Origin of the sequence: Barrientosiimonas endolithica (assembly GCF_030296655.1) — a bacterium.
Classification (GTDB): domain Bacteria; phylum Actinomycetota; class Actinomycetes; order Actinomycetales; family Dermatophilaceae; genus Barrientosiimonas; species Barrientosiimonas humi.
On the sequence record NZ_AP027735.1, the window covers coordinates 25,297 to 38,584 of the forward strand.

At 71.9% G+C, this 13,288-nt stretch carries 12 protein-coding genes and 1 pseudogene; 9 read left to right on the forward strand and 4 right to left on the reverse strand.

Features of this window, described 5'->3' with window-relative positions; all coding sequences use genetic code 11:
- Nucleotides 1-12 precede the first annotated feature (12 nt).
- From hisC to QUE40_RS00145, 5 genes and pseudogenes are all read left to right on the forward strand, one after another.
- Nucleotides 13-1,127 (forward strand): annotated as a pseudogene (gene hisC / locus QUE40_RS00125) (histidinol-phosphate transaminase).
- Between the two features lie 8 nt (nt 1,128-1,135).
- Nucleotides 1,136-2,452 (forward strand): alpha/beta fold hydrolase, encoded by a 1,317-nt coding sequence (locus QUE40_RS00130; RefSeq protein WP_350227014.1) that lies wholly within the window; start codon nt 1,136-1,138, stop codon nt 2,450-2,452.
- Between the two features lie 121 nt (nt 2,453-2,573).
- Nucleotides 2,574-3,746, forward strand: coding sequence for a pyruvate dehydrogenase (acetyl-transferring) E1 component subunit alpha (gene pdhA, locus QUE40_RS00135; RefSeq protein ID WP_289233128.1), 1,173 nt, complete (start codon nt 2,574-2,576; stop codon nt 3,744-3,746).
- Entirely contained in the window at nt 3,746-4,738 is a 993-nt protein-coding gene (locus tag QUE40_RS00140) for an alpha-ketoacid dehydrogenase subunit beta (RefSeq protein WP_142007684.1), read from the forward strand. Before pdhA ends, QUE40_RS00140 begins: the two co-directional genes overlap by 1 nt.
- Before the next feature lie 77 nt (nt 4,739-4,815).
- Nucleotides 4,816-6,222 carry a dihydrolipoamide acetyltransferase family protein gene (locus QUE40_RS00145; RefSeq protein WP_289231933.1) on the forward strand — a complete coding sequence of 469 codons (1,407 nt, stop codon included), beginning with the start codon at nt 4,816-4,818 and terminating at the stop codon, nt 6,220-6,222.
- A 145-nt stretch (nt 6,223-6,367) separates the two neighbouring features.
- Here the strand turns inward: QUE40_RS00145 and QUE40_RS00150 are convergent, their stop codons facing one another.
- The 4 genes from QUE40_RS00150 to QUE40_RS00165 form a co-directional block, all read right to left on the reverse strand.
- Nucleotides 6,368-7,774, reverse strand: coding sequence for an MFS transporter (locus QUE40_RS00150; RefSeq protein WP_289231941.1), 1,407 nt, complete (start codon nt 7,772-7,774; stop codon nt 6,368-6,370).
- Nucleotides 7,732-8,358: an MFS transporter gene (locus tag QUE40_RS00155; protein ID WP_289231942.1), complete on the reverse strand. Its 627-nt coding sequence runs from the start codon at nt 8,356-8,358 to the stop codon at nt 7,732-7,734. Before QUE40_RS00155 ends, QUE40_RS00150 begins: the two co-directional genes overlap by 43 nt.
- A 52-nt stretch (nt 8,359-8,410) precedes the next feature.
- Nucleotides 8,411-8,908, reverse strand: a complete 498-nt coding sequence (locus QUE40_RS00160; protein WP_289231936.1) for a MarR family winged helix-turn-helix transcriptional regulator — start codon at nt 8,906-8,908, stop codon at nt 8,411-8,413.
- A gap of 114 nt (nt 8,909-9,022) precedes the next feature.
- Entirely contained in the window at nt 9,023-9,880 is an 858-nt protein-coding gene (locus tag QUE40_RS00165; RefSeq protein WP_289231943.1) for a maleylpyruvate isomerase family mycothiol-dependent enzyme, read from the reverse strand.
- A 26-nt stretch (nt 9,881-9,906) separates the two neighbouring features.
- Between QUE40_RS00165 and QUE40_RS00170 the strand changes: the two genes are divergently transcribed.
- The 4 genes from QUE40_RS00170 (at nt 9,907) to aroQ (ending at nt 13,254) form a co-directional block, all read left to right on the forward strand.
- The gene (locus QUE40_RS00170; RefSeq protein ID WP_289231944.1) at nt 9,907-10,146 is read left to right on the forward strand and encodes a hypothetical protein; all 240 of its coding nucleotides are present in this window, start codon (nt 9,907-9,909) and stop codon (nt 10,144-10,146) included.
- A complete protein-coding gene (locus tag QUE40_RS00175; RefSeq protein WP_289231945.1) occupies nt 10,119-11,948 on the forward strand; it encodes a bifunctional copper resistance protein CopD/cytochrome c oxidase assembly protein in 1,830 nt (609 codons plus the stop codon). Before QUE40_RS00170 ends, QUE40_RS00175 begins: the two co-directional genes overlap by 28 nt.
- A gap of 2 nt (nt 11,949-11,950) precedes the next feature.
- Nucleotides 11,951-12,745 carry a carbon-nitrogen family hydrolase gene (locus tag QUE40_RS00180; RefSeq protein WP_289231946.1) on the forward strand — a complete coding sequence of 265 codons (795 nt, stop codon included), beginning with the start codon at nt 11,951-11,953 and terminating at the stop codon, nt 12,743-12,745.
- A 74-nt stretch (nt 12,746-12,819) separates the two neighbouring features.
- Entirely contained in the window at nt 12,820-13,254 is a 435-nt protein-coding gene (aroQ, locus tag QUE40_RS00185; protein ID WP_289231947.1) for a type II 3-dehydroquinate dehydratase, read from the forward strand.
- Nucleotides 13,255-13,288: the final 34 nt, after the last annotated feature.

Here is a 13,288-nt window from a genome sequence, read left to right on the forward strand (position 1 = left end):
TACAGTGACGGCATGACCGAAGACCCCAAGCCGGCCAACGCTGTCCGGCTGCGCGCCACGCTCGACTCCGTCCCCGGGTACAAGCCCGGCAAGCCCGCGGCGCCGCGCACGGACGTGACGACCTACAAGATCAGCAGCAACGAGAACCCCTACCCGCCGCTGCCGTCGGTGCTAGAGGTCGTGCGCGAGTCGGCCGGATCGATGAACCGCTATCCCGACATGGGGGTGTCCGGGCTGAGCGCGCGGATCGCGGACGAGCTCAAGGTCGAGCCCGACGAGATCGCGACCGGCACGGGCAGCGTGGGCGTGCTCGGTCAGCTCGTCGCGATCACCTGCGACCCCGGTGACGAGGTCGTCTACGCCTGGCGCTCGTTCGAGGCCTACCCCATCGTCGTCGCGCTCGCCGGCGCGGCGTCGGTGCAGGTGCCGCTGACCTCCGACGCGCGGCACGACCTCGACGCCATGGCGGCGGCCGTCACCGACCGCACCCGCCTGATCCTCGTGTGCACGCCCAACAACCCCACCGGCCCGGTCGTGCATGCTGACGAGCTCGAGCGGTTCCTCGCCGCCGTGCCCTCCGACGTGGTCGTCGTGATCGACGAGGCCTACCTCGAGTTCGTCACCGACCCCGAGGCCCCCAGGCGATCGACGTGTGGCGGCGTCACCCGAACGTCGCCCTGCTGCGGACGTTCTCGAAGGCGTACGGCCTCGCCGGGCTCCGCGTCGGCTACGCCGTCGCGCACGAGCCGGTCGCCACCGCCCTGCGCAAGGCGGCGGTGCCGTTCGGCGTGAGCCAGCTCGCCCAGGACGCCGCGATCGCCAGCCTCGACGCGTTCGGCGAGCTGCAGCAGCGGGTCGACGCGCTGGTCGGCGAGCGCACCCGCGTCTTCGACGCGCTGCGGGCGCAGGGCTGGGACGTGCCCGAGACGCACGCCAACTTCGTCTGGATGCCGCTCGGCCCCGACACGATGGCGTTCGCGCGGGCCTGCGACGAGGCCGGCCTGGTGGTGCGCCCGTTCGACGGGGAGGGTGCCCGCTGCTCCATCGGTGAGGCCGAGGCGAACGACCGGCTGATCGAGGTGGCCGGCGCGTTCCGCGGGTCCCGCGGCGCCGACGCCGGCGCGTGAACGTGCCTGTGACGCAACGGATCCCGGGTCTGCAGCTCGTCGACCACGAGCTGGAGGTGCCGCTCGACCACGACGCCCCCGGCGGCGACACGCTGACGGTCTACGCCCGTGAGGTGACCGGGCCCGACGGCGGCGGCGACAAGCCGTACCTGCTGTTCCTGCAGGGCGGGCCCGGCGGCGAGAGCCCGCGGCCGGGCGTGCCGACCTCGCCGGGCTGGCTCGGCCGGGCGATCGAGGACTACCGCGTGCTGCTGCTCGACCAGCGCGGCACGGGTCGCTCCGCACCCGTCGGCGACCTGCCGGGGATGAGCCCCGAGCAGCAGGCCGAGCACCTCACCCACTTCCGCGCCGACTCGATCGTGCGCGACGCCGAGCTGCTGCGCGCGCACCTCGGCGTCGAGCGGTGGAGCCTGCTCGGGCAGTCGTTCGGCGGCTTCTGCTCGCTGACCTACCTGTCGCGGCACGCCGACAGCCTGCGCGAGGTGATCTTCACCGGTGGCATCCCGCCGGTCGCCACCCCGGTCGACGAGGTCTATGCCGCGACCTACGCCCGCACGATCGAGCTGGTCGAGCGGTTCTACCGCACCTTCCCCGGCGACCGGGACCGCATGCGGGCGCTGGTCGAGCGGTGCGCCGCCGGCGAGGTCAGGCTGCTGTCCGGGCGCGAGGTCAGCGCCCGGCGGGTGCGCACGCTCGGGGCAGGTCTCGGGATGACCGGGGGCGCGGAGGAGCTGCACTTCCTGCTCGAGCGCGACCCGGCGTCGCCCATGTTCCGCGCCGAGCTGGAGCGGCACCTGCCGTTCTCCGGCAGCTCGCCGATCTACACCGTGCTGCACGAGGCCTGCTACGCCGACGGGGGCACGACCGACTGGTCGTGCGAGCGGGTGCTGCCGAGGGCGTACGGCGGGGACGAGAGTCTGCTGACCGCCGAGCACGTCTTCCCGTGGATGCTCGAGGAGGTCGACGGGCTCGCGCCGCTCGCCGACGCCGCGCAGCTGCTGGCCCGGCACGAGTGGCCGCGGCTCTACGACGAGCAGGCGCTGCGCTCCGCCGAGGTGCCCTGCGTGGCGGCGGTGTACTACGACGACCCGTACGTCCTGCGCGAGCACTCCTCGAGACCGCCGGTCTGCTGCCCGACGCGAGGCCGTGGATCACCAACGAGTGGCTGCACAACGGGCTGCGCACCGGCGACGTGCTGGACCGCCTCATCGACCTGGTGCGCGGCCGCCGCTGACGCCGGCGCGCGACGTGGCGCAGGCCCCGCCTTTCGCTCCCGATTCGGTCCCGTCCGGGACCGCGCGTTAGCCTTCCCACACGCTCTGTGAGCGGCACCACACCGTGGTGGTGACGTCCAGGGGTCGTCCACCCTCTGGGACCGAGTGCGTGCGACCCGCGGCCCGCCCCGGCCGTGGACCGAAGGAGATCGCAGTGAGTGACCCCAACGACGTGGTCAGGCACCACGAGAACACCGTCCTTCCGGTCGGTGAGCACGACATCACCGACGGCGGGCCCGACATGGTGCAGTTCGTCGACGGTGACGGCAACCGGCTGAGCACCAACGCCGCCAACGAGCCGTACGCCGGCGTCGTCGAGGCGATGACCCCCGAGGACGCCCGCGCGCTCTATCGCGACCTGGCGCTGGTGCGGCGCATCGACGCCGAGGGCCACGCGCTGCAGCGGCAGGGCGAGCTGGGTCTGTGGCCCTCGCTGCTCGGCCAGGAGGCTGCGCAGGTCGGTGCCGGTCGTGCGATGCGCCCGCAGGACTACGCCTTCCCCGGTTATCGCGAGCACGGCGTCGCCTGGTGCCGCGACGTCCCGCCGGAGAACCTGCTCGGCATGTTCCGCGGCGTCAACAACGGCGGGTGGGACTCGGGCGAGCACAACTTCCACCTCTACACGATCGTCATCGGCAACCAGATGCTGCACGCGACCGGTTACGCCATGGGTCTGCAGCGCGACGGCGTGGTCGGCACCGGCGACCCCGACCGCGACGCCGCGGTGATGGCGTTCACCGGCGACGGCGGCACCGCCCAGGGCGACTACAACGAGGCGCTCGTCTTCGCCGACGTCGCCAACGCGCCCGTTGTCTTCTTCGTGCAGAACAACCAGTGGGCCATCTCCGAGCCCAACCACAAGCAGTTCCGCATCCCGCCCTACCAGCGCGCCCGCGGCTTCGGCTTCCCCGGCGTGCGGGTCGACGGCAACGACGTGCTGGCGGTGTACGCCGTCGCCAAGACCGCGCTCGACGCGGCCCGCGCGGGGCAGGGGCCGACGCTGATCGAGGCGTTCACCTATCGGATGGGCGCGCACACCACGTCGGACGACCCGACGAAGTACCGCATCGCCACCGAAATCGACATCTGGCGCGAGAAGGACCCGATCAAGCGGATGCGCGGCTTCATGGAGACCAAGGGTTACGCCGACCCGCAGTTCTTCGAGGACATCGACGCCGAGGCCGACGAGCTCGCCGCGCGCATCCGCAAGGCCGCGCAGGAGATGCCCGACCCGGAGCTGCCGACGATGTTCGACCACATCTACGCCGACCCGCACCCGCTGGTCGAGCGCGAACGGGCCGACTTCGTCGCCTACCACGAGTCGTTCGAGGCGGAGGCGAACTGATGGCACAGACGCAGAAGCTCACCCTGGCCAAGGGCCTCAACGCGGGGCTGCGCGCCGCGATGGAGCGCGACCCCAAGGTCGTGCTGCTGGGCGAGGACATCGGCAAGCTCGGCGGCGTCTTCCGCATCACCGAGGGCCTGCAGAAGGACTTCGGCGAGGACCGCGTCATCGACACCCCGCTGGCCGAGTCGGGCATCCTCGGCACCGCGGTCGGCCTGGCGCTGCGGGGGTACCGCCCCGTGGTGGAGATCCAGTTCGACGGGTTCGTCTACCCCGCGTTCGACCAGATCGTCAGCCAGGTCGCCAAGATGCACGCGCGCTCGCTCGGCTACCTCAAGCTGCCCATGGTGATCCGCATCCCGTGCGGCGGCGGCATCGGTGCGGTCGAGCACCACAGCGAGTCCAACGAGGCCTACTTCGCCCACACCGCCGGTCTGCGGGTGGTGTCCTGCGCCAACCCGGCCGACGCGTACTGGATGATCCAGCAGTCGATCGAGTCGGACGACCCGGTGGTGTTCTTCGAGCCGAAGCGCCGCTACCACGAGCGCGGCGAGGTCGACATCGACGAGGCAGCGGGTGCGCCGCTGGAGCTGGGGCAGGCCGCGGTCGTGCGCGAGGGCACCGACGCGACGCTGCTGTGCTACGGCCCGATGGTCAAGACCTGCCTGCAGGCCGCGGCCGCCGCCGAGCAGGAGGGGCGCTCGCTGGAGGTCGTCGACCTGCGCTCGCTGTCGCCGCTCGACGTCGACACCATCGTCGGCTCGGCCAAGAAGACCGGCCGGGTCGTGGTGGTGCACGAGGCGAGCACGTTCGTCGGGCTCGGCGCCGAGCTCGCCGCCGAGATCCAGCAGGAGTGCTTCTACCACCTGGAGGCGCCGGTACTGCGCGTCGGCGGCTACAACATCCCCTACCCGCCCAGCCGGTTCGAGGAGGAGTTCCTGCCCAACCTGGACCGGGTGCTCGACGCCGTCGACCGCTCCCTCGCCTACTGACCCACCCAAGCCGGTCGAGTAGCCGCGAGGAACGAGCGGCGTATCGAGACCCCCGCAGCAACAAGGAGACGCACACCATGGCGGTGAAGCTGTTCAAGCTCCCCGACCCGGGCGAGGGCCTCGTCGAGGCCGACATCGTGACCTGGAAGGTCAAGGTCGGCGACCAGGTCAAGACCAACGACATCGTCGTCGAGATCGAGACCGCCAAGTCGCTCGTCGAGCTGCCGATCCCGTGGGAGGGCACGGTCGTCGAGCTGCTCGTGAGCGAGGGCGACACGGTCGACGTCGGCGCGCCCATCGTCTCGATCGACGTGGTCGGGTCCGACCGCGACGACGAGCACGCCTCGGCCCCCGGCGCGGGCGGCGACTCGGTGCCGACCGGTCCCGGCTCGTCCGACGAGGCCGGCGGCGAGCGGGTCGCGAACCTCGTCGGCTACGGACCCTCGGCCGGGTCGACGAGCCGGCGCGCACGCAAGGCCGCCGCGCGTGCAGACGGACAGGAACAACCTCGGCAGGCGCCCGCTCCTGAGCCGGAACCGGTGGCCGAGCCCGACGTTTCTCCTGTCGGTCTGCACGCCGACCGCCCGCTCGCCAAGCCGCCGGTGCGCAAGCTGGCCAAGGACCTCGGCATCGACCTGCGCCAGGTCACCCCGAGCGGCCCTGACGGGATCATCACCCGGGCCGACGTCGAGGGCTTCACCGCCGGCTCCGGCGCCTCCGAGGGCGACGCGGCCGCGGCCCGCCCCGCCCCCGTCGTGCGCCCGGGCGAGCGCGAGACCCGCATCCCGATCAAGGGCGTGCGCAAGATGACCGCGCAGGCGATGGTCGGCTCGGCGTTCACCGCGCCGCACGTCACCGAGTTCATCACCGTCGACGTCACCCGCACGATGGAGCTGGTCGAGCGGCTCAAGGGCGAGCGCGACTTCCGCGACGTCAAGGTCACCCCGCTGCTGGTGCTGGCCAAGGCGCTCACCCTCGCGGTGCGGCGCAACCCCGAGATCAACGCGACCTGGGACGAGCAGGCGCAGGAGATCGTGGTCAAGAACTACGTCAACCTGGGCATCGCCGCGGCCACCCCGCGCGGCCTGGTCGTGCCCAACATCAAGGACGCCGACGCCATGTCGCTGCGCGACCTGGGGGTCGCGCTCGGTGAGCTGGTGAGCACCGCCCGCGACGGGCGTACGCCCCCGTCGGACATGGCCGGCGGCACGATCACCATCACCAACGTCGGGGTGTTCGGGGTCGACAACGGCACGCCGATCATCAACCCGGGCGAGGCCGCGATCCTGTGCTTCGGCGCGATCCGCAAGATGCCGTGGGTCGTCACCGACGATCAGGGCAACGACGCGATCGTGCCGCGGCAGGTCACCCAGCTGTCGCTGTCGTTCGACCACCGGCTGGTCGACGGCGACCTCGGCTCGCGCTTCCTCGCCGACGTCGCCGCGCTGCTGGAGGACCCGGCCCGCGCCCTGGTCTGGGGCTAGCCCCATCGTCGACGGCGGCATGTGCGTGCATCGTCGACGGCGGCACAGATCCGACGACGGCGGCCCACGTCTTAAGTGGTCCGCCGTCGTGACTTCTGTGCCGCCGTCGTCGGCCCGGCCGGTCGGGTGAGCCTGCGAGGTCGGGTTACTCCTTCGCCGCGTGCTTGGGCTGGTAGCCGTCGCCGCGCGGGTCGTTCTCGCTGACCTCGTCGAGCAGGTGCCCGGCGCTCACGGCGGCACCGGTGCGGCAGGCGTCGTCGAGCGCCCCGTGCTGCCGTACGTCCTCGTCGGGGGCCGCGTGCCGTGGCCCGTCGGCGCGGGTGGGCTCAGCGCCGACCCCCTCGCCACCAGCACCCGTGCTCGCAGCACCCGCGTCGCTCGCGCGCTCGGCGTGCTCGTCCTGCGCGGCGGTCCCGATCGCCGCGGCGCCACCACCGGTCGTCGCCGCCGCCCCGGCCGCCGCCCCGGCCGCGGCGCCGGTCGCGGCCCCGGCCGCGGCGCCGGTCGCGGCCCCGGCCGCTGCCGAGTCGGCCGCACGGGCCTGCATCGCCGACTGCTGACGCAGTTCGATCGGCGGCATCATCAGCAGCACCAGCAGGCCGAGGATCGCGATGAACCCGGCGACGAGGAACACCTGCGCCATCGAGTCGGCGAACCCCTGCTGGAACGGGTGGGCCAGCGTGTCGGGCAGCCGGTTGATGACCGAGGAGTCCTTGTCGACCTGACCCAGCCCGGACGCGTGCCCCTGCGGGTCGGCGAGCCCCTGGACGAGGTCGTACGCCGCCTGGTCGGACCGGATCTGCGGGTCCTGCAGCGCCTGCCCGACCGCCTGCCGGAACTGAGGAGACTGGGCCTCGGCGCTCAGCGCGGACTGGATGTTGCCGCCGACCGTGCTGAACAGCAGCGACAGGAACACCGCGACGCCGATCGTGCCGCCCATCTGGCGGAAGAACGTCGCGCTCGAGGTGGCGACACCGATCTCGCGCGGCGACACGGCGTTCTGCACGATGAGGATCAGCGGCTGCATCGAGTTTCCGAGCCCGACGCCGGTCACGAACATCATCAGCATGACGACCCACAGCCGGGTGTCGGCCGAGATCGTCGACAGCAGGAACAGGCCGATCGTCAGCAGCGTCGCGCCGATGATCGGGAACGGCCGCACGATGCCCTTCCGGGCGGTGATCTGACCCGACACGATCGAGGCGAGCATCATGCCGCCCACCATCGGCAGCATCATCAGGCCCGACTGCATGGGCGAGGCGCCGTGCACGATCTGCATGTAGAGCGGCAGCATCATCATGCCGCCGAACATCGCGAGGCCGATCACGACCGAGCCGATGATCGTCACGCTCACCGCGCGGTTCTTGAAGATGCGCAGCGGGATGAGCGCGGCGTCCTTCATCCGCCACTCGGCGACCACGAACAGCGCGACGCCCAGCGCGCCCACCACGAAGCAGGCGATCGAGCGGCCCGACCCCCAGCCCCAGGTGCGGCCCTGCTCCGCGACGGTCAGCAGCGGCACGAGGCCGACGATGAGCGCCGCGGCGCCCACCAGTCGACCTTGAGGTCGAGACGCTGGTGGTCCAGCTTGAGGGTGCGGGTCACGACCAGCAGCGCGAACAGGCCGATCGGCACGTTGACCAGGAAGACCCAGCGCCAGCCGGTGATGCCGAGGATGCTGTCGTGGCCGGCGAAGAACCCGCCGATGACCGGGCCGAGCACGCTGGAGGTGCCGAACACGGCGAGGAAGTACGCCTGGTACTTCGCCCGCTCGCGCGGCGGCACGATGTCACCGATGATCGCCAGGGCGAGCGACATGAGCCCGCCCGCGCCGACGCCCTGGATCGCGCGGTAGCCGGCGAGGCCGTACATCGACTCGGCGAACGAGCACAGCAGCGAGCCGATGACGAACACCGTGATGGCGAACAGGAACAGCTTCTTGCGGCCGTAGATGTCGCCGAGCTTGCCGTACAGCGGCGTCGCGATCGTCGAGGTGATCAGGTACGCCGTCGTCACCCAGGCCTGTGCGTCCAGACCCTGCAGCTCGTCGGCGATGGTGCGGATCGCCGTGCTGACGATCGTCTGGTCGAGCGCGGCGAGGAACATGCCGAGCAGCAGCCCCGCCAGGATCGTCATGATCTGCCGGTGGGTCAGCTCCCCGTCCCGCGCTCGTCGGCCGTGGTTGCCGTCACTTCTTCTCCTTCTTGGTCAGGTCGTGGATCACCTGCGGGTCGGTCGCCATCTGGGCGCGGACGTCGAGCACGGAGGCCCGGAACCGGGCGAGCAGCTCGCCGAACGTGTCGACGTCGTCGACGTCCCAGTCGCGCAGGAGGTACTGGAAGTAGGTGGCCCGGCGGGCGCGGGTCGACTCGATGAGCGCGTGGCCGCTGTCGGACAGCTGCACCAGCTGGGCCCGGCGGTCGTCGGGGTCGGGTCGCTTCTGCACCAGCCCGCTGGTGAGCAGCTGCGACACCTGGCGGCTCACGGTGCTCACGTCGGAGCCCACGCGCTCGGCCAGGGCCGACACCCGCAGCGGCTCGGTCGCGAGCGTGAACAGCAGCGGGTAGGCCGCGTGCTCGACCCCGTCGGCCGGCCGGGGCATGTGCTGGCGCATGGAGGTCAGCGCCTTCAGCGTGTGCACCACGTCGGTCGCCAGGGCGTCGGCGCGCGCTTCGTCCACGGCCACGGGATCACCTGCTCTGTCGGGGGTGTCGGCTCGGGCAGAGCGCCCGCCGATAAGTTGGTTGTGCCATACAAACATAATCCCGGCGTACGCCCGCGGCAAGCCGGGCGTCGGCGCTCAGGGAGTGATGGTCAGCACGTCGAGCACGCGTCGGGCGACGTCGTCGTCGCCCTCGACGCTGTAGTGCACCTCGTCGGCGCGCTTGCGACCGGCGCCGAGACGGGTCAGCGCCTCGGTGGTGAGCCGGATCGTGGTGACCGACTCGGGGTACCCGTGCCCGTCGGAGTCACCGCTGAAAAGTGGCTCTGCCAAAGGCTTTTCGGGGTCGTCGCCCGCGACGATGCGGATGCCCTCGCGGGCGGTGACCGGGCCGGTGCTCTCCAGGATCACGACGGTGCCGACGGGCAGGCCGGCCTTGCGCGCGGCGCGGCCGGGGAAGCCGGCGAGCACCTTGCTGACGAACAGGGCGGCGGCGGGGGAGTCGAGGTTGCCGGGGCGGCCGAGCGCGCCGCGGATGTCCTGCTCGTGCACCCACAGGTCGACGGTGCGCAGCGCGAGCAGGTCGACGGCGGGCATCTCGCCGAGCGGTCCGGTGAGCACGGTGTCGGGCTCGAGGTCCTCGCCGGCGAGCACGGCCAGCCGGTCGGGCAGCAGCCGCTGCAGCTCGGCGACGACCTGCGACCCGGTGCGCGGGCGGCGCACCTCGACGGCCTTCTCGATCTCGCGGGCGAAGTCGTGGCGCAGGTGGGGGTAGTCGGGCACCGACACCTGCGGGTCGTGCACCCCGGCCCCGGCGGCCTCGACGCCGGCGACGTGGGAGAACTGGTCCTTGACGGTCCAGCCGGGGCAGTCGGTCTCGAGGGCGAAGTCCTCGTCGTGGCAGGTGAAGCCGAGGTCGATGACGGCCTTGAAGGTGCCGGCGTACGCCTCGGCGAGGTCGCGCAGACTCTCGGGCGGAAGCGGATGCGTGGCCATACAGGAACCCTACTTACCCTGTCCCCGTGACCCAGCAGTCCTCCACGAGTCCTCCACGATCCGGGCAGCCTCCCCTCCGCAAGGGTGAATCCGCTGGTCTGGGAGTGCCGTTCGTCGGTCTGGTCGTCGTCGCCGGCCTCCTGTTCAGCGCCATGGCGGCGATGTTCGGCGGGGCCGCAGCGCCGATCGAGCTGTCCGACGCCGGGCCCGTCGTCCGGTGGGGCATCCCCTGCTGCGGGTGGTGCACGACCTGGCCGCGGCGCTGACGGTGGGCATGTTCCTGCTGGGCGGCCTGCTGATGCCGGAGGGCAAGAACACCCAGCGCAGGGCGTACGCCGGGCGCCTGGCCACCGCGTCGGCGACGGTCTGGGGTCTGGCGGGTCTGCTCGGCGGGGTCATGGCGTACTCCGACCTGTCCGGCACCGCGATCGGCTCGTCGGGCTTCTTCTCCGCCTACTGGACCAACACCTGGCAGCTGGAGCTGCTGCGCGCGCCGGCGATCACCTCGTCCGCGGCGCTGGTGATCGCGCTGCTGTCCTCGATCGAGCGCGGCCGCAACGCGATGGCGTGGCTGTTCTTCGCCTCGGTCGTCGCGATCCTGCCGCTGGCGCTGGTGGGTCACGCCGCGGGCTCGGCCGACCACGACTCCGCGGTCAACTCGCTGGCCTTCCACCTGGTCGGCGCCACCATCTGGGTCGGCGGTCTGCTGGCGCTGCTGCTGCTGTGGTCGCGGCTCGGCAAGGGCGCGGCGGCGACGGCCGCGCGCTACTCCAAGATCGCGCTCTGGTGCTTCGTGCTGGTCGCGCTGTCCGGCCTGCTGAACGCGGCCGTCCGGCTCGGCGGCTTCGGGGAGCTCACCAGCGACTACGGCATCCTCGTGCTGGCCAAGACCGCGGCGCTGGTGGTGCTCGGCGGGTTCGGCTACCTACAGCGCGAGCGCGTCATCCGGGTGCTCGAGCGCAGCCCCGACGAGAAGGCGCCGCGCGGCGCGTTCGCCCGGTTCGCCGCGCTCGAGGTGCTCGTCATGGGCGCCACCGTCGGCATCGCGACGGCGCTGGCCCGCACGCCCCCGCCGGGCGGGGAGGAGATCAGCGCCTCCGACCCGGTGCTGGACCGCACCGGATACCCCACGCCGCCCGACTTCACCGTCACCCGGCTGCTGACGATGTGGCGCACCGAGTGGCTGTTCACGACCGTCGCGGTCATCGCGATCGGGGTCTACCTCGCGTGGATGCTGCGGCTGCGCCGCCGCGGCGACTCCTGGCCCATCCACCGCACCATCTGCTGGGTCGCGGGCTGGCTGCTGTTCGTCTACGTCATCGACAGCGGCATCGGCATCTACGGCCGGGTCATGTTCTCGATCCACATGATCGAGCACATGATCATCTCGATGGGCGTGCCGCTGCTGCTCGTGCTCGGCGCCCCCGTCACTCTCGCGCTGCGGGCGCTGCCCAAGCGCAAGGACGCCACGCTCGGCCCGCGCGAGCTGATCCTCGCCACGGTGCACTCGCGAGCGACCCGCTTCTTCGGCAACCCGGTCGTGGCGGCGGTGCTGTTCTTCTTCAGCCTGGTCGTCTTCTACTACTCGCCGCTGTTCGGCCTGGCGCTGCAGACCCACACCGGGCACGTGCTGATGATCGTGCACTTCCTGCTGACCGGTTATCTGTTCGTCTGGTCGCTCATCGGCGTCGACCCCGGCCCGCCGAAGCTGCCGGCGCCGCTGCGGCTGCTGGTGCTGCTGGTCACGCTCGCCTCGCACGCGTTCTTCGGCGTGGCCTTGATGACCGGCACCACCCTGCTCGTGCCGGAGTTCTTCAACGCCCTGCAGCTGCCCTGGGTCCCCGACCCGCTGGACGACCAGCAGGCCGCCGGCGCCGTCGCGTGGGGCACCGGTGAGCTGCCCACGGTGATCCTCGCCGTGCTGGTGACGGCAGACTGGTTGCGCTCGGACAACAAGGAGGCCCGGCGCCAGGAGCGTCAGGCCGAGCGTGACGACGACGCCGACCTGAAGGCGTACAACGAATATCTGGCCGGCCGCGCCGGCCGTGGTGGCCCGCCCAAGGAGTGAGCATGCGCATCGCCGTGATCCAGCTGGCGTACGACGACAGCGAGTTCGTCGCCGAGCGCACCGAGCGCGCGGCCGGGCTCGTGGAGCAGCAGCGCGGCCACGACCTCGTGGTGCTGCCCGAGCTGTGGTCGGCGGGCGGCTTCGACTACCGCTCGTGGGAGGAGCGCGCCCAGCAGGTCGACGGTGACGTCGTGCAGCGCATGGCGCAGGCCGCCCGCGAGATCGGCGCGATGGTGCACGCCGGGTCGATCGTCGAGCGCCCCGGTGACGAGACCGGCCCCGAGGGCAAGGAGCTGTGGAACACCTCGGTCGTGCTCGACGCCTCCGGCGAGCGCGTCGCGACCTACCGCAAGATCCACCGGTTCGGCTTCGGCGGCGGCGAGCCCAAGCTGATGGAGGCGGGCGAGGACGTCGTGCTGCTCGACCTGCCCGACGGGTCGCGAGGCGCGCTGTCGACCTGCTACGACCTGCGCTTCCCCGAGCTCTATCGTGCCCAGATCGACCAGGGCGCAACGGTTTTCGTGATTCCCGCCGCGTGGCCGATGGCGCGCGTGGAGCACTGGCGTCTACTGCTGCGCGCCCGGGCGCTGGAGGACCAGTGCGTCGTCGTCGGCTGCAACACCGCCGGCACCCACGCGGGCACCGAGATGGGCGGCCACAGCGCCGTCGTCTCGCCCACGGGCGAGGTGCTGGCCGAGGCCGGTGCGGGCGAGGAGGTGCTGTCGGTCGAGGTCGACACCAGCACGGTCGCCAAGGCCCGCGAGGACTTCCCGGTGCTGGCCGACCGCCGCATGTGACGCCTCCGCAGCGAGGGCCCGGGGCCGCCCCTCCTCGGCGGGGGTGGGATGGCGGGGCTGGGATACTGCCGCGCATGGCGATGCGCGTGCTGGTGGTCAACGGCCCCAACCTCAACCTGCTCGGTCAGCGTGAGCCCGACGTCTACGGCGCGGGCACCCTGGCCGACGCCGAGCAGCGGTGCGCCGCCGTGGCCGGCGAGCTCGACTGCGAGCTGACCTGGGTGCAGTCCAACCGCGAGGGCGACCTGGTCGACGCGGTGCAGGGCGCCGCCGGGAGCGCGGACGCGCTGATCGTCAACGCCGCCGGATACACCCACACCTCCGTCGCGCTGCGCGACGCGCTCGCGGCGGTGGCGCTGCCGTTCGTCGAGGTGCACGTGTCCAACGTGTTCGCCCGCGACGCCTTCCGGCACCACTCCTACCTGTCCGACCTCGCCTCCGGCGTGATCGTGGGCTGCGGCATCCAGGGTTACGAGCTGGCGCTGCGCCGGCTGGCCGATTTGGCCTGACCCGACCCCGACGTACGCCATCGCCGGGCCGCTC

Coding starts and splice junctions, on each gene's coding strand:
- QUE40_RS00140 (WP_142007684.1), top strand. CDS start 3,746: ATGGCACAGACGCAGAAGCTCACCCTGGCCAAGGGCCTCAACGCGGGG.
- QUE40_RS00155 (WP_289231942.1), bottom strand. CDS start 8,358: ATGACGATCCTGGCGGGGCTGCTGCTCGGCATGTTCCTCGCCGCGCTC.
- QUE40_RS00145 (WP_289231933.1), top strand. CDS start 4,816: ATGGCGGTGAAGCTGTTCAAGCTCCCCGACCCGGGCGAGGGCCTCGTC.
- QUE40_RS00165 (WP_289231943.1), bottom strand. CDS start 9,880: ATGGCCACGCATCCGCTTCCGCCCGAGAGTCTGCGCGACCTCGCCGAG.
- QUE40_RS00180 (WP_289231946.1), top strand. CDS start 11,951: ATGCGCATCGCCGTGATCCAGCTGGCGTACGACGACAGCGAGTTCGTC.
- aroQ (WP_289231947.1), top strand. CDS start 12,820: ATGGCGATGCGCGTGCTGGTGGTCAACGGCCCCAACCTCAACCTGCTC.